The organism is Micromonospora sp. NPDC047187 (genome assembly GCF_040643355.1).
GTDB classification, from domain to species: domain Bacteria; phylum Actinomycetota; class Actinomycetes; order Mycobacteriales; family Micromonosporaceae; genus Micromonospora; species Micromonospora salmantinae.
This window is the reverse complement of sequence record NZ_JBEYUF010000003.1, coordinates 275,745-290,520: the sequence shown is the minus strand read 5'-3', so window position 1 is coordinate 290,520 and position 14,776 is coordinate 275,745. Positions and strand designations below refer to the sequence as shown.

Annotated in this window: 15 protein-coding genes; 10 read left to right on the top strand and 5 right to left on the bottom strand. The window is 71.0% G+C overall.

Translation table 11 applies throughout. The annotated features are described in order from the left end of the window. Positions 1-26: 26 nt before the first annotated feature. From ABZ794_RS08645 to ABZ794_RS08630, 4 genes are all read left to right on the top strand, one after another. Positions 27-1,871: a phosphoenolpyruvate carboxykinase (GTP) gene (locus ABZ794_RS08645; protein ID WP_357514898.1), complete on the top strand. Its 1,845-nt coding sequence runs from the start codon at positions 27-29 to the stop codon at positions 1,869-1,871. A 37-nt stretch (positions 1,872-1,908) separates the two neighbouring features. Further along, positions 1,909-2,778 carry a hypothetical protein gene (locus ABZ794_RS08640; protein WP_210784417.1) on the top strand — a complete coding sequence of 290 codons (870 nt, stop codon included), beginning with the start codon at positions 1,909-1,911 and terminating at the stop codon, positions 2,776-2,778. A 360-nt stretch (positions 2,779-3,138) separates the two neighbouring features. Then, entirely contained in the window at positions 3,139-4,281 is a 1,143-nt protein-coding gene (locus ABZ794_RS08635; protein ID WP_210784416.1) for a geranylgeranyl reductase family protein, read from the top strand. A gap of 31 nt (positions 4,282-4,312) precedes the next feature. Then, positions 4,313-5,083, top strand: coding sequence for an isoprenyl transferase (locus ABZ794_RS08630; protein WP_091394347.1), 771 nt, complete (start codon positions 4,313-4,315; stop codon positions 5,081-5,083). Positions 5,084-5,125: 42 nt separating this feature from the next. On the opposite strand, the gene otsB is transcribed toward ABZ794_RS08630, so the two are convergent. The 3 genes from otsB to ABZ794_RS08615 all read right to left on the bottom strand — a co-directional run bounded on the left by otsB (position 5,126) and on the right by ABZ794_RS08615 (position 6,977). Beyond that, positions 5,126-5,950, bottom strand: a complete 825-nt coding sequence (gene otsB, locus ABZ794_RS08625; RefSeq protein ID WP_210784415.1) for a trehalose-phosphatase — start codon at positions 5,948-5,950, stop codon at positions 5,126-5,128. Positions 5,951-6,017: 67 nt separating this feature from the next. Then, positions 6,018-6,371: a hypothetical protein gene (locus tag ABZ794_RS08620; RefSeq protein ID WP_210784414.1), complete on the bottom strand. Its 354-nt coding sequence runs from the start codon at positions 6,369-6,371 to the stop codon at positions 6,018-6,020. Between the two features lie 162 nt (positions 6,372-6,533). Further along, the gene (locus ABZ794_RS08615) at positions 6,534-6,977 is read right to left on the bottom strand and encodes an XRE family transcriptional regulator (RefSeq protein WP_091394342.1); all 444 of its coding nucleotides are present in this window, start codon (positions 6,975-6,977) and stop codon (positions 6,534-6,536) included. Positions 6,978-7,241: 264 nt separating this feature from the next. Here ABZ794_RS08615 and ABZ794_RS08610 point away from each other — a divergent pair, with 264 nt between their 5' ends. The 6 genes from ABZ794_RS08610 to ABZ794_RS08585 all read left to right on the top strand — a co-directional run bounded on the left by ABZ794_RS08610 (position 7,242) and on the right by ABZ794_RS08585 (position 12,573). Next, entirely contained in the window at positions 7,242-7,586 is a 345-nt protein-coding gene (locus ABZ794_RS08610) for a hypothetical protein (protein WP_030328857.1), read from the top strand. A gap of 31 nt (positions 7,587-7,617) precedes the next feature. After that, positions 7,618-7,953: a hypothetical protein gene (locus ABZ794_RS08605; RefSeq protein ID WP_210784413.1), complete on the top strand. Its 336-nt coding sequence runs from the start codon at positions 7,618-7,620 to the stop codon at positions 7,951-7,953. Between the two features lie 414 nt (positions 7,954-8,367). Beyond that, positions 8,368-9,783, top strand: a complete 1,416-nt coding sequence (locus ABZ794_RS08600; protein WP_210784412.1) for a PhoH family protein — start codon at positions 8,368-8,370, stop codon at positions 9,781-9,783. A gap of 277 nt (positions 9,784-10,060) precedes the next feature. After that, positions 10,061-10,738: a lytic transglycosylase domain-containing protein gene (locus ABZ794_RS08595; RefSeq protein WP_210784411.1), complete on the top strand. Its 678-nt coding sequence runs from the start codon at positions 10,061-10,063 to the stop codon at positions 10,736-10,738. A gap of 106 nt (positions 10,739-10,844) precedes the next feature. Beyond that, entirely contained in the window at positions 10,845-11,498 is a 654-nt protein-coding gene (locus ABZ794_RS08590) for a rhomboid family intramembrane serine protease (protein WP_210784410.1), read from the top strand. A gap of 106 nt (positions 11,499-11,604) precedes the next feature. Then, a complete protein-coding gene (locus tag ABZ794_RS08585; protein ID WP_210784469.1) occupies positions 11,605-12,573 on the top strand; it encodes an NAD(P)/FAD-dependent oxidoreductase in 969 nt (322 codons plus the stop codon). A 53-nt stretch (positions 12,574-12,626) separates the two neighbouring features. Here the strand turns inward: ABZ794_RS08585 and ABZ794_RS08580 are convergent, their stop codons facing one another. Both ABZ794_RS08580 and glpX read right to left on the bottom strand, forming a co-directional pair. After that, the gene (locus ABZ794_RS08580) at positions 12,627-13,613 is read right to left on the bottom strand and encodes a DMT family transporter (RefSeq protein WP_357514895.1); all 987 of its coding nucleotides are present in this window, start codon (positions 13,611-13,613) and stop codon (positions 12,627-12,629) included. After that, positions 13,610-14,641 (bottom strand): class II fructose-bisphosphatase, encoded by a 1,032-nt coding sequence (glpX, locus tag ABZ794_RS08575; RefSeq protein ID WP_091394313.1) that lies wholly within the window; start codon positions 14,639-14,641, stop codon positions 13,610-13,612. The genes ABZ794_RS08580 and glpX overlap by 4 nt, the downstream gene beginning before the upstream one ends. Positions 14,642-14,776: the final 135 nt, after the last annotated feature.

Sequence of the window (14,776 nt, the reverse complement as noted above, 5' to 3'; positions counted from 1 at the left end):
CAGCGTCGACCACAAGGAGATGTGTCATGGTTGCTCCGGCTGTTGTGCGGGGTATCGATCAGGCCCCGACGTCCCATCCGAAACTGCTCGCCTGGGTCCGTGAGGTCGCGGAACTGACCACCCCCGACCGTGTCGTCTGGGTGGACGGGTCCGACGAGGAGTGGCGCCGCCTCACCGATGAGCTGGTCGAGGCCGGCACCCTGATCCGGCTCAACCCGGAGAAGAAGCCCAACTCGTTCTACGCGCGCACCGACCCGACGGACGTCGCCCGGGTCGAGGAGCGCACCTACATCTGTTCCGTCGACGAGGCGGACGCCGGCCCCACCAACAACTGGATGGCGCCGGCCGAGATGAAGCGGACGATGACGGACTTGTACCGGGGCTCCATGCGCGGTCGCACCATGTACGTCATCCCGTTCGTCATGGGGCCGGTCGAGGCCGAGTCCCCGATGTTCGGTGTCGAGATCACCGACAGCCCGTACGTGGTCGCCTCGATGCGCATCATGACGCGGATGGGCGCCCGGGTCCTCGAGGCCATGGGCGACGACGCCGACTTCGTGCACGCGCTGCACTCGATCGGCGCCCCGCTCGCCCCCGGCCAGCAGGATGTCGCCTGGCCGTGCAACGAGACCAAGTACATCTCGCACTTCCCGGAGAGCCGGGAGATCTGGTCGTACGGCTCGGGTTACGGCGGCAACTCGCTGCTGGGCAAGAAGTGCTACTCGCTGCGGATCGCCAGCGTGATGGGCCGGGACGAGGGCTGGCTCGCCGAGCACATGCTGATCCTCAAGATCACCTCGCCGGAGGGCAAGACCTACCACATCGCCGGCGCGTTCCCGTCTGCCTGCGGCAAGACCAACCTCGCCATGGTGGAGCCGACGATTCCCGGCTGGAAGGTCGAGACCATCGGCGACGACATCGCCTGGATGCGCTTCGGCCCGGACGGTCGCCTCTACGCCGTCAACCCCGAGTACGGCCTGTTCGGCGTCGCGCCCGGCACCGACTGGAAGACCAACGCCAACGCCATGCGCACGCTGGACCGGGGCAACTCCGTCTTCACCAACGTCGGCCTCACCGATGACGGCGACGTCTGGTGGGAAGGCATGGGCGAGCCGCCGGCACACCTGATCGACTGGAAGGGCAACGACTGGACGCCGGAGAGCGACAGCCTGTCCTCCCACGCGAACAGCCGGTTCTGCACCCCGATCACCCAGTGCCCGATCCTCGCCGACGAGTACTTCGACCCGAACGGCGTGCCGATCGACGCGATCCTCTTCGGCGGACGCCGCAAGGACACCGTCCCGCTGGTGACCGAGGCCCGCGACTGGGTGCACGGCGTCTACATGGGTGCCACGCTCTCCTCGGAGACCACCGCCGCCGCGTCCGGCGCCGTCGGCGTGGTCCGGCGGGACCCGATGGCGATGCTGCCGTTCATCGGCTACCACGCCGGGGACTACTTCCGGCACTGGATCGAGATGGGCAAGGGCGCCGACGGCGACGAGGCGAAGCTGCCGAAGATCTACTACGTCAACTGGTTCCGCAAGGACCCGGACGGCTCGTTCCTCTGGCCGGGCTTCGGGGAGAACTCCCGGGTGCTCAAGTGGGTCGTCGAGCGGATCGAGGGCACCGCCGACGCGGTCGAGACGCCGGTCGGCATGGTCCCCGCGCCGGCCGCCCTGGACGTCGAGGGCCTGGACATGACCCCGGAGGATGTTCGGATCGCGCTGAAGGTCGACCCGGACGAGTGGCGTAACGAGCTGCCGATGATCACCGAGTGGTTCGAGAAGTTCGGTGACAAGCTGCCCGGCGTGCTCTGGGCCGAGTTGGACGCGCTGCGCGCCCGCCTGGACGCCGCGCAGCCGCAGCGGTAGGTGTGAACGAGGCCCTTCGCGGGCAACATCGGATTTCATGAGGACGGCCGCCGAGACCCAGGTCCGGCGGCCGTCCGCCGTCCGGGTACTCACCACCCTGCTGGCGACGACGGCGGCGGCCACCGTCGTGGTCGAGCTGCTCAACTGGTGGTACGCCCCGGAGCAGGGATTCGGGCTGGCCGTACGGACCGGCTGGGCCATGCTGCGCTCGTTCGGCTTCCTGCTGCTGATCGGGCACGTGCGACGGGGTCGTACGGTGGCCCGCCCGTTCGGGCTGATCCTCGCGGTCACCACGATCTTCGCGGTCGGCCGGCTCATCGTGCCCCGGCAGGGGGTGCCGCCGGTGCCCGGCCTGCTCGGCTTCGCCATTCTCACGGCGCTCTGTGTCGCGGTGGTCTGGTTGCTCTACCGCTCGTCGGCGTTGGCCGGGCACCTGGTCCGGCACCGTCCACGCCTCGTCATCGACCGGGACGGCATCTCCTGGCGGGAGACCCCTCCACGCCGACCACAGTCCAGTGCCTGGTTGTTGACCAGCCGGGTGGCGGCCTTCACCTACAGCCCGCTGATGTTGGTGCCGGCCCTGGTGGCCGGGGGTTCCATCCTGGATGGTCGACTGACGGCGGTGCCCGCCGTGCTGTTCTGGTTCGGTGCGGGCATCACGGCCAGCTACGCGGTGCTGTTCTGCACCGCGTTCCTGATGCGGGGCAAGGACTGGGCGCGTGGCCTGCTGGTCGTCGTCACGGTTGCCGTACTCGCCGTGGATCTGCCGCTGTGCTGGTGGCTGTTGGGCGTGGACGGCCTGATCCGCGACGGCGCCCCTCTGCTCGCCGCCGCCGGGCTGGCGCTCTACGGCCTGCGCCGCGCCGCCCGCACCCCCGACGCGGCCCAGCCTGAACCCCAACCCTGACCGGGGTGGGCCCCGCGCCGACGCCGCTGGGTGCCGACCCGGCGGCCGACCACGACCCAGTCCACGCCCATCCCCCCTTTGCTCTGCACCCCGATAGGCGACAGTCGCGGACGGTAACCGTCGCGTCCGCGGGTGCAGAGCAAAGGAGGGTGGGTGGGACCGGCTGGCCCGGTGCGGGAGCGGTCTTCGAGGGCGGGCAGGGGGCAGGATGGCGGGTGGCGTCGGTCACAGCGGCCGGCGTCGGGGCGGCTGCGGAGATGGTCGGCGCGGCTGCGGAGATCGTCGGGCGGCCGGCCGCAAGGCCGACCGGGTCGCCCGGCGGGAGCGGCCGCGCCGCGTCGGACTGGAGGGAGGCGCGCGGTGGACGACGAGTTCGACGTGGTGGTGGTGGGGGCGGGGCCGGCCGGGGCGGCAGCCGCGCTGACGGCGCGCCGGGCCGGTGCCAGCGTGCTGCTGCTGGACCGGGCCGATTTTCCCCGGGACAAGGCGTGTGGTGACGGGATCGCCGCGCACTCGGTGGACGTGCTCGCCGAGCTGGGGGTGACCGAGGCGGTGGCGGGTTACGCGCCCCTGCCGGCGCTGCGCATGATCTCGCCGGGCGGCGGTGCGGTGGCTCGGGCGCTGCCCCGACCCGCGTACACGGTGCCCCGGGAGGTCTTCGACGCGCGGCTGGTGGCGGCCGCGGTGGCCGCCGGCGCGCAACTGCGCCGGCACACGGTGCGCCAGGTCGAGCCGCGCGCGGACCGGGTGGTGCTCGACGGGCAGGTGTCCGGCCGGGTGGTGATCGGCGCGGACGGCGCCGGCTCGGTGGTACGTCGGGCGCTGGGCCATCCGCAGAACCCCGACCGGCACCTCGCGCTGGCCATCCGGGGGTACGCCCCGGCTCTGCCTGGCCCGTCCGAGCAGCTCATCGTCACCTCGAAGGCGCGTTGGCCGGCGTACGCCTGGTCGTTTCCGATCGGTGACGGACGGGCGAACGTCGGGTACGGGGAGGTCCTGCGCGGCGAGCCGCTGAGCCGCGCGTACCTGCTGGACCGGCTGGCCGCGCTGCTGCCCGGCACCGATCTGGCGACCGTCACCGCGTTGCGCGCGCATCACCTGCCGCTCTCCACCCACCGGCCGTCGCCGGGGCGAGGGCGCACGCTGTTGGCCGGGGACGCCCTGTCACTGATCAATCCGTTCACCGGGGAGGGGATCTTCTACGCGTTGCTCTCCGGCGCGCTCGCCGGGTCGGCGGCGGCCAGGTCGCCCGAGGGCGCGGCTGGCCGCTACGCCGACGGGTTGCGTCGCCGCCTCGGCACCCACCTGCGGCACAGTTCGGTAGCGGCCTGGTTGGCCCGGCGACGCCGGGTGGTGGACGCGGCGGTCCGGGCCGCCCGTCGGGACGACCGGGTGTTCTACGACGTGGTCGAGTTGGGACTGGGTGACGGACGCCTCACCGCTCGTACGCTCGCGCTGATCGGCGCCGGTCTGGGCGGCGGGGATGGGGCTCCGAGGCAGTGAACTGGCTGAAGGGTCGCTACGCTGCTAGGTGATGACGCTGCGGAACCTTATCTACTCCGTGTACGAGCGCCGGCTCACGGCGAAGCTCGCGGGTAAGCCGGTGCCCCGGCACGTCGGGGTGATGTGCGACGGCAACCGCCGATGGGCGAGGGAGATGGGCTTCGTCGACCCGAACGACGGGCACCGGGTCGGCGCGGCGAAGATCAAGCATGTCCTCGGCTGGTGTGACCAGGCCGGCGTCGGGCACGTGACCCTCTATCTGCTGGCCACCGACAACCTGCGCCGTCCGGCCGCCGAACTGGACCCGCTCCTCAAGATCATTGAGGACCTGGTGGTGGAGCTCTCCGAGGAGGGCAACCCCTGGCGACTGCGCATCGTCGGGGCGCTCGACCTGCTGCCGGCGCAGACGGCGGCGGCGCTCAAGGGCGCCGAGGAGCGCACCCGCGAGCGCACCGGCGGCGCGGAGGTCAACATCGCGGTGGGCTACGGCGGCCGCCGGGAGATCACCGACGCGGTCCGTTCGCTGCTGCTGGAGCATGCCGCCACCGGAGGCACGATCGAGGAGTTGGCCGAGGTGCTGGACGTCGAGCACATCGCCGAGCACCTCTACACCCGGGGCCAGCCCGACCCGGACCTGGTCATCCGCACCAGCGGCGAGCAGCGGCTGTCCGGTTTCATGCTCTGGCAGTCCGCGCATTCGGAGTTCTACTTCTGCGAGCTCAACTGGCCGGATTTCCGGCACATCGACTTTCTGCGGGCCCTGCGCTCGTACGCCACCAGACAACGCCGCTACGGCGCCTGAGCCGGCGGCGACGCCGTCGGTCGCCGCCGGAGTCAGGTCAGTTCAGGGCAGGTGGGTCAGCGCCCGGGTGAGGAAGTCGCCCAGGGCGGCCGGCGACTCGATGGTCAGGTCGGCGGCGTTGGCCACCTCGTGCCCGGTCTCCGGGTTGGCCACCGCCACGCAGACACCGAGGAAGTCCGGGTCGGCGGCGGCGCGAGCGCGCAGCGCGGCGAAGGCCTTGATGTCGGAGACGTCGTCGCCGAAGTACCAGGCGCCGGTGGCACCCTTGATCGCCTCGCCGATCACCATGCCCTTGTCCCGGTCGACAGGTGGCTTGAGCTCCAGCACCATCCGCCCGGCCTGCGAGCGCAACCCCAGACGGTCGGCCTGCGCCTGCCCCCACTGCTGCACGGTCGCGCCGAGTCGCGGGGCGGTACGCCAGTGCAGCGCGACCGAGAGCCGCTTGTACTCGACAAGCGTGCCGGGTGGCAGTTCTGCCCGAGCCAGGTCGGCCAGCTCCGCCATTGTCGGCACCCAGGGCAGCGCGGCAGGTTCGGTGACCGTCTCGCCGCCGGAGTGGCTGTGCTCCAGGCCGTAGAGGCCGTAGAGGTCCACACCGACGAGCCCGCCGAGCTGATCCCGAAGGAACTCGACGGGTCGGGCGGAGACGATCGCGACCCGCTGCACGACCGGGGCGAGCGCCTCGATCGCTGCCAACGCCTTGGGCGCCGGGCGTACCGCGGTCGGATCGTCGTCGACGGGCGCGAGCGTGCCGTCGAAGTCGAAGAAGAGCACGGTCCCGGCCGCCCGGCTGGCGGTTATCCGCCAGGCCTGGTCGGCGTTCAACGGGGTTCTCGGCTGCTGATTGCCCAGATTCAACGGCGGCACGCGCGTCAGCGTACCCCGGCGATCCAGGCTCATTCCTGGCCGAGCGGACCCATTGAGCGGTACGCGATCAGCGTTCGGCGGCTCCTCGTCCGCGCCGGCCGAACGGCACCACCGCCGCCTCCTGGCCGTGGCTCAACAGGTAGCCCTCCACGAACCCGGTGTTGCGATCGCCGGTGTGGTTGTCGATCTCGTTGAGCCGTGCCACCAGGAATTCGGTGAGCGCGCTGATTCGGTTGTTCAGACGCTCGTGCAGCTCGGCGACGACGGCCAGGACGACCGCGGTGCCGGCGGTGATGAGCGCAAAGAGGTTGACGAGCAGCGGCAGCTGCCCGCCGTCGACCGCGAGGGTCACCGTGTTGCCGGTCGCCCACAGTGTCACCGACACCGTTGCGACCACGACTGCCAACCACTTCAGGGTCATGGACAGACCCCTCCTTCTGTCCCGCAGGGCTGGGTTCGGCCTTGTCCCGTCCCCCCGCCGATGACGAGCCCAAGCAGTACGAATAGGGACGCTAGCGTGCCCGTTCCAGCCCCGGAGGCAAACGAATGAACCTGACCAGGCGTTCTTTCGCTATCTGAGGAACTAGCCTGCCTGATTGCCCCTTTTTCGGACATCGACCGGCAACGTTGGGCGGTATGCGAGGTATCTGATGGTTTCCCGGATGTGGAACTTCTCCGCGTCCGACACCTGCGGATCGACCAGACGGCGCAGCAGCGCCTCCACGTCGGGGTCCATCGGAGGGGCGGCCTGGCCGGTGCGAGGGCCGGCCGCAGCGCGGTCCCAGCCGAGTGCGGCGAACGCGGCGGCCGGGTTCAACCCCAGGCCCTCGCAGAAGGCGACCACCCGCTCGGCCTCCGGGTCGCTGGCCCAGTCGCCCCGGACCCAGCGGTTGATGGTCTGCCGGGAGACGCCGGTGCGCCGGGACACCTCGGTGCCGCTCCAGGCTCGGGTCGCCCGTGCCTCGTCCAGAGCCCGCCGGACGAAGGTGGCGAAGGCGATCTTCCGCGCATTGGCCGTCTCGGTCACTCCGTGACGGTACGGCCAGCCGGCCGAGGGTGCGCGCCCCGGCTCGCCACTGTCACGCAGACGTGACGAGGAGTTCGGATTTCCGGTAAACGAGTCAGTGCCACTGTTGAGGGGTGTCACGCGGGCAGAATAGATGAACGTAGTGGCAAACGTAAGCGTACGAAAAGCTGATACTGTCACGCCCATGGGACAATCTACGGTGTGTCACGTGCATGAGACGATTGGTGCTCACATGCGTCACGCCCCCGGTGCCAGGGGGTCGTGGTGACCGAGCTCGCCACCCGCGCCCAGGCCTTCGGGCTGATCGCCGAGGGGGTCGCCGCAGGGCTGACCGCCCCCTGGCGCCTCTACCTGGCCCGAGGCTGCCGCTACCTGTCGCTGAGCGTCGGTGATCGTGCCGAGTGGAACGCCTGGCGTACCCATCTCGGCTGCCCGGAGCTGAGCGTCCGGGTCTACGACGCCGGCGGCGAGATCCGCCGGTCCTCGGTGGCCGAAGTCGTGCTGGACGGCTGCCGGATCAGCGTCGAACTGGTCGAGGAGGTCAGCACCGACGACCTGGACCGGCTGCTCGTCGCCGACCCCACCACGATCGAGCCGGAGGAGCGATGACCTGGCGTCCCGGCTGGGCTGGAGCTGCCCGATGAGCCCGTTTCTCGCGGTGTTCCTCGTCCTGGTGCTCGGTGCCACCAGTTACGCGGCCGGCCGGCTGCACGGGCAGCTCAGCTACCGCATCGGCTACCGCTTCGGTTACCGGCAGGGCTACTTCGACGGTGACCGGGGCGCCTGGAACCGGCGTCGTCGGGACGCCCAGGCGGCGATCGCCTCGGCCCTGTCGGTCTCGCCCGCGGGCGTGGCCCGCTCCGCCGGCGCTGTCGAACGCCCCGGCACCACGTACACCGGCTCGTCGTTCAGCGCGCCGGCCGCCCCGATCACCGGGCGGCACCCGACCGGCACGCTCGTCCGACGTACCGGTTGAGGTCGGTCGGCGGGGCTGCCCCGCCGACCGGCGCCACGAGCGCGGTGCGTCGTCCGCGGCGGACACGCACCGTCGGGGTCACGTCAGACCGGTGACGGTGGCCCCACCCGGCCGGGATGCGCGCAGGGGGCATGCATCCCGGCCGGTTCCGCCGCGTTCGCGACAATGCCTTTCGGCTGGTGCGGGCGTCGACGGAGCCCTGTTCATGAGCGCGTCCTGGGAGATCCACGTTCGGCCCCTAGCCGGGAGGGTCCGGCGGGGCTAGCGTCTAGGCATGGCACGGGGTTCTCCCGCGCCAGCCGGCCCGCCCGGATCTGCGACCTCGCGCATGGGGTTCCGCATCCGACCCCGTGTCCCCGGGCACCGGAGGAGGCGGAACACGGGTGGCGGGTGCCCATCCGTCGGAGCAGGCCTGTGACGACTCGCCGTACCACCGCCGGTGCCGACCAGACCCCGGCCGCGACTGCCACGCCCCGCCGAGCCACCAGGAGCCGCCGTTCGGCGGCCGCCGCGCCGGCCGACCCCAAGGAGCCACGACCAGCCGGCCAGGCCTTTGTCCTGGACACGTCGGTGCTGCTCTCCGATCCGGCGGCGTTCCACCGGTTCGCGGAGCACGAAGTGGTGCTACCTCTGGTGGTCATCACCGAGTTGGAAGGCAAACGGCACCATCCGGAGCTGGGCTGGTTCGCCCGGCAGTCGCTGCGGATGCTCGACGACCTGCGGGTTCGGCACGGCCGACTCGACCGCCCGGTGCCCGCCAACGATGTCGGCGGCACCCTGCGGGTGGAGCTCAACCACACCGACGACGGGGTCCTGCCGCCCGGTTTCCGCACCGAGAGCAATGACGCCCGGATCCTCTCCGTCGCGCTCAACCTCGCCGCAGAGGGGCGGGAGGTGACCCTGGTCAGCAAGGACATGCCGTTGCGGGTCAAGGCGGCCTCGGTGGGTCTGCGTGCCGACGAGTACCGCCACGGCCAGGCCAGCGACCCGACCTGGACCGGTATGTCGGAGATGGAGTTGAGCGAGGAGCAGATCGGCCAGCTGTACGCCGGCGAGACGCTCGACCTCGACGAGGCGGCCGGGCTGCCCTGCCACACCGGTCTGGTGCTGCACTCGGGGCGTGGTTCCGCGCTCGGTCGGGTGCTGCCGGACAAGTCGGTGCGTCTGGTCCGGGGCGACCGGGAGGCGTTCGGGCTGCACGGCCGCTCGGCCGAGCAGCGGATCGCCCTCGACCTGTTGTTGGACGAGTCGATCGGGATCGTCTCGCTGGGTGGCCGGGCCGGCACCGGCAAGTCGGCGCTGGCGCTCTGTGCCGGGCTGGAGGCGGTGATGGAGCGCCGCCGCCACAAGAAGGTGATCGTGTTCCGCCCGCTGTACGCCGTCGGTGGCCAGGAGTTGGGCTACCTGCCGGGCTCGGAGTCGGAGAAGATGTCGCCGTGGGCCCAGGCGGTCTTCGACACGCTCGGCGCGGTGGTGCACGAGAACGTGCTGGAGGAGGTCACCTCGCGGGGCATCCTGGAGGTGCTGCCGCTGACCCACATCCGCGGGCGCAGCCTGCACGACGCCTACGTGATCGTGGACGAGGCCCAGTCGCTGGAGCGCGGGGTGCTGCTGACAGTGCTGTCCCGGATCGGGCAGGGCTCCCGAGTGGTGCTCACTCACGACGTGGCCCAGCGCGACAATCTGCGGGTCGGCCGGCACGACGGGGTGACGGCTGTCATCGAGGCGCTCAAGGGTCATCCGCTCTTCGCGCACGTCACCCTCAGCCGTTCGGAGCGGTCTCCGATCGCCGCGATGGTCACCGACCTGCTGGAGGACATCCCGATCTGACGGGTATTATGTGGGCCTTTGTCCGCATTTTTAGTGTGGCGCAGGTCACAAACGGCCTGGTTGGTTTCCCATCAGCCTCACTGTGCGCAATCGTGTCCCACGAGCGTCCACGCGCCACCGGAATCGTTGGCGATCGTTCGTCCCGAGACGGACGACATCGGCGAAGGTCGGTGCGTCGGCGCGGCCGGCAACCGGTCGGGGCGCTCGTGGCACGGCTGACGGCCCACCTGTGGTCTGCGCCGCGCCACGTCCTTGCTCCCGACGAAGGGACCACTTCGTGAGTCGGCTGTGGAGCCGGTTGGGCGCCCGTACGGCTGCTGTAGCGCTGCTCTCCGTGGGCGTTGCCGGTGGCTTCTACCTGGGCGAAGACCGGGAAACCCAGCAACAGGGTCTGACCGAGCAGGTCAGTCTCGAGGTCGACCGGGCCGACCTCGCGTACCAGCGCGAGCGGCAGGCCGCCCACCAGGTGCAGTTCTCCAAGCAGCGGGCCGCCGAGTACCAGGCCAAGCTGCGGGCGAAGCAGGCCGCCAAGGAGGCCGCCGAGCGGGCCCGCCGGGCCGAGGCCGCCGCGGCGTCCCGCAAACGCGAACGCGCGGCCGCCAACGCGCCAGCCAAGCCGTACGACGGGCCCATCCCGGCGTCCTGCGCGGAGTACAGCGGCAACCGCAAGACCGGCTGCGCGCTGATGATCGCCGCTGGCTTCGGCATCGCCGAGTTCCCGTGCCTGGAGAAGCTCTGGACCAAGGAGAGCGGCTGGAACCACAAGGCCAACAACTCCTCGTCCGGTGCGTACGGCATCCCGCAGTCTCTGCCGGGCAGCAAGATGGGCTCCGTCGCGTCCGACTGGCGGACCAACCCCGCCACGCAGATCAAGTGGGGATTGGGCTACATCAAGGGCAGGTACAAGACGCCCTGCGGTGCCTGGACCTACTTCCAGAACAACAACCACTACTGACGGCTGTCGAAGGCGGGGCAGGTGGCTCTCCACCGCCCCGCCTTCGCGCGTACTCCGGACGGGACGTGAGTGGCGGTCGGCCGCTTTTGCTGATAGCAGTTGTGGAGTGACCCTGCACCCGTCAAGCGGCGACCCCTATCAGTTCGGCACCGAGGCGTTCTACGCCGCGCTCGGCCGGGCGTTCGTCGCCATGTGCGCGGTGGTCCCGTTCCTCTTCCTCATCGAGGCCGTCGACCAGGGGCTCGCGTTCGGCCTGGACGCCACCGCCGGCATCATCCCGCAGCGCATCGACGGGCTGGACGGGGTCTTCTTCTCCCCGTTCCTGCACCACGGTTTCGACCACCTCTACAGCAACAGCATCCCGCTGATCCTGCTGGGCACCTTCGTCCTCGCCGCCGGCGCCCGCCGGTTCCTCTGGTCGACCCTGGTCATCATCCTGGTCAGCGGGCTCGGCGTGTGGTTCACCGGCTCGCCCAACTCGGTGGTGGTCGGCGCCAGCGGTGTCATCTTCGGCTACCTGGGCATCCTGCTCACCCGGGGCATCGTCGAGCGCAGCTGGTGGAACTTCGCGGTCTTCCTCCTTGTCGGTCTGCTCTACGGCTGGCAATTGGTCGGCATCCTCCCCACCGACGAGCGGATCTCCTGGCAGGGGCACCTGTTCGGCCTGCTCGGCGGGGTGGTGGCGGCGATCCTGTTCCGCCGCCGACGACCCGCCGTGGGCGGCCCGGACTACTCGGGCTCCACGCTCAGCCTGCCCTGAGGCGATTCTCCGGCGCGCCTCTGGGACGTGCTTGCCCGGCCGTCGCCGCCCGCTTACGGTCGAGATCAGCACGCGTTGATCCGTGAGCGGAAAGCGACGGTACGCCATGCGCGAGGTCGATGTCGCCGTGATCGGGGCCGGTCCGGCCGGCCTCTTCGCCGCGTACTACGCCGGGTTCCGAGGGCTGTCGGTGGCGGTGATCGACGCGTTGCCCGAGCCGGGCGGTCAGATCACCGCCATGTACCCGGAGAAGCTGATCCTCGACGTCGCCGGCTTTCCCGCGGTCAAGGGCCGCGACCTGGTGGCCAACCTGGTGGCCCAGGCGGCACCGTTCGGTCCGGAGTACCTGCTCGGCACCCGGGCGGAGAAGCTCGCCTACGCCGACGGCCGCCCGGTGCTCGGCCTGGCCGGTGGCGAGCAGCTCGCGTGCGGCGCGATAGTGGTCACCGGCGGGCTCGGCAGCTTCAGCCCTCGGCCGTTGCCGTGCGCCGACGGCGCCCCCGGCTCGGGGATCGTCTACTTCGTGACCGAGCCGACCGAGCTGACCGATCGGGACGTGCTGATCGTCGGTGGCGGCGACTCCGCGTTCGACTGGGCGCTGGCGCTGCAACCGCTGGCCCGGTCGGTGACTCTGGTGCATCGCCGGGAGAAGTTCCGGGCCCACGCGTCGACGGTTGCCCGGGTGCTGTCCCTGCCGGTGCGGGTGGTGGTCAACGCCGAGGTCACCAGGCTGCTCGGGGACGGCGCGGTGACCGGTGCCGAGGTGACGGTGCGCGGCGGCGCGACCGAGACGCTGCCGGTGCACACCGTGGTGGCCGCCCTCGGCTTCACCGCCGACCTGGGCCCGCTCGCCGAGTGGGGGCTACGGCTGGACCGCCGGCACATCCTGGTCGACAGCGCGATGGCCACCAACCTGCCCCGGGTCTTCGCGGCGGGTGACATCACCGAGTACCCGGGCAAGGTCCGGCTGATCGCCACCGGCTTCGGTGAGGCGGCGACGGCGGTCAACAACGCGGCAGTGGCCATCGACCCGAGCGCACACCTCTTCCCCGGGCACTCCTCCGACGCCGGTTGACATTCGTCGTCGATGGCGGAGCGACGGTCACTGACGAGGTCGGATCTCTGCCGTCACACTCGGGACTCACGTCGGCGCGCGGGTGGCGCCAGCGCGGCGATCAGCACCGCCACCATGGTCAGCGCCGCCCCGAGCAGAGTGTTCACACCCGGATGCGAGGCCGCTGTGGGGAGGATCAGGTCCAGCAGGACGGCGCCCACGATCTGCCCGGCGATGGTGGCCAGGCCGAGCAGCAGCACACCGGTGAAGCGGACGATCGCGGCGGCGATCGCGATGAACACGATGCCGATCGGACCGCCCAGGTAGAGCCACGGCTCGGTCGGCAGGTGGCCGCCGGGCCAGCCGCGTACGGCGATGTCGATCGCGAACGTGACGAGCAGGGTGACAGTGCCGACGGAGAAGTTGACAAGCGTGGCGGTCAACGCACTGTCGGCCGCCGCTCGGACCCGGCCGTTGACGGCCTGCTGCCAGGCGATACCCACCCCGGCGAGCAGCGGTAGCAGGGCCAGCGCCAGCGCGCCCGGTTCGCCAAGACGGTCGCCGACCGCCAGGCCGACCGCGAGCACTGTGAGCACCGCGCCGGCCAGCCGCTGCCGGGTGATCGGCTGCCGGCCGGTCGGCCCGATCCCGGCCCGGTCCACGGCGAGGCTGCTGCCGGTCTGGCCGGCGACCACCGCCACGGTGAAGACCGCCACGCCCAACGTGCCGATGGTGAGGCCCTGGGTGGCCACCAGGAAGGCTCCGCACATCCCGCCGAGGCACTGCCACGGCCGCAGCGTGCCGGTCCGCAGGGCCCGCCGCGTCGCGGCCAGCCCTCGCCGACCACCGGGGGTGGCGGGCACCAGCACCAGCAGCACCAGCAGGCCGGTGCCGAACGAGACGACAGCGGCGGCGAAACCGTCGTCGAGGCGTACCCCCAGCTCGCCGTTGATGCGCGACTGCACCGCCACCGCGACCCCGGAGGCCGACGCCAGCGCGACGCCGGTTATCCGGCGGGCGGCCGACAGGGTCTGCGGGGTCGCCGTGTCGGCGGCTGTCACTCCTGCTCGGCCAGCGGACGACCGTCGAAGTCGACAGCGGAGTAGAGCGCCAGCTTCTCCAGCCGGTGGTACGAGTCGATCACCCGGATGGTGCCGCTCTTCGAGCGCATGACGATCGACTGGGTGTACGCGCCGCCCGCCCGGTAACGCACCCCGCGCAGCAGGTCGCCCGAGGTGACCCCCGTCGCCACGAAGAAGCAGTTGTCGCCGGTGACCAGATCGTCGGTGCCCAGCACCCGGTCCAGGTCGTGCCCGGCGGCGATCGCCTTCTCCCGCTCCTGCTCGTCGCGCGGCCACAGCTTGGCCTGCATCGCACCACCCATGCACTTCAGCGCGCACGCGGAGATGATGCCCTCCGGGGTGCCGCCGATGCCCATCAGGACGTCGACGTCCGACTCGCCCCGGGCCGCCGCGATGGAGCCCGCGATGTCGCCGTCGGAGATGAACCGGATCCCCGCCCCGGTTCGGCGGATCTGCGCGACCAGGTCGTCGTGACGGCTCCGGTCGAGCACGCAGACGGTCACCTCGGAGACGTCGGTGCCCTTGACCTTGGCGATCCGGCGCAGGTTCTCCGCCACACCGGCGTTGATGTCGATCACGTCGGCGTACGCCGGCCCGACGGCGAGCTTCTCCATGTAGAACACGGCGCTCGGGTCGAACATCGCACCGCGCTCGGAGACGGCGAGCACCGCCACCGCGTTCGGCATGCCCTTGCTCATCAGGGTGGTGCCGTCCACCGGGTCGACGGCGACGTCCACCTCCGGGCCGGTGCCGTCGCCGACGTGCTCGCCGTTGAAGAGCATCGGGGCGTTGTCCTTCTCGCCCTCGCCGATCACCACCACACCGCGCATCTGGATCGAGTTGATCAGCTTGCGCATCGCGTCGACAGCGGCCCCGTCGCCGCCCTCCTTGTCGCCCCGACCGACCCACCGGCCGGCGGCCATCGCCGCGGCCTCGGTGACCCGGACCAGGTCGAGGGCAAGGTTTCGGTCGAGATCCTGTGGGATCCGCGTCCTGGTGTTCGTCATGACGGCTACTCCTCCTCGCGACGGTGCGGGGACGACCGGCGGCGGGGAGGCCCTCACTGCCGGCTTTGTCGCTGATCCTCACACGATGGCCGACCGGGCGTCGGCGCGGGGCGGTGATGGCCCGGATACCGCCGG

Coding starts and splice junctions, on each gene's coding strand:
- ABZ794_RS08645 (WP_357514898.1), top strand. CDS start 27: ATGGTTGCTCCGGCTGTTGTGCGGGGTATCGATCAGGCCCCGACGTCC.
- ABZ794_RS08640 (WP_210784417.1), top strand. CDS start 1,909: ATGAGGACGGCCGCCGAGACCCAGGTCCGGCGGCCGTCCGCCGTCCGG.
- ABZ794_RS08630 (WP_091394347.1), top strand. CDS start 4,313: ATGACGCTGCGGAACCTTATCTACTCCGTGTACGAGCGCCGGCTCACG.
- ABZ794_RS08620 (WP_210784414.1), bottom strand. CDS start 6,371: ATGACCCTGAAGTGGTTGGCAGTCGTGGTCGCAACGGTGTCGGTGACA.
- ABZ794_RS08605 (WP_210784413.1), top strand. CDS start 7,618: ATGAGCCCGTTTCTCGCGGTGTTCCTCGTCCTGGTGCTCGGTGCCACC.
- ABZ794_RS08585 (WP_210784469.1), top strand. CDS start 11,605: ATGCGCGAGGTCGATGTCGCCGTGATCGGGGCCGGTCCGGCCGGCCTC.
- glpX (WP_091394313.1), bottom strand. CDS start 14,641: ATGACGAACACCAGGACGCGGATCCCACAGGATCTCGACCGAAACCTT.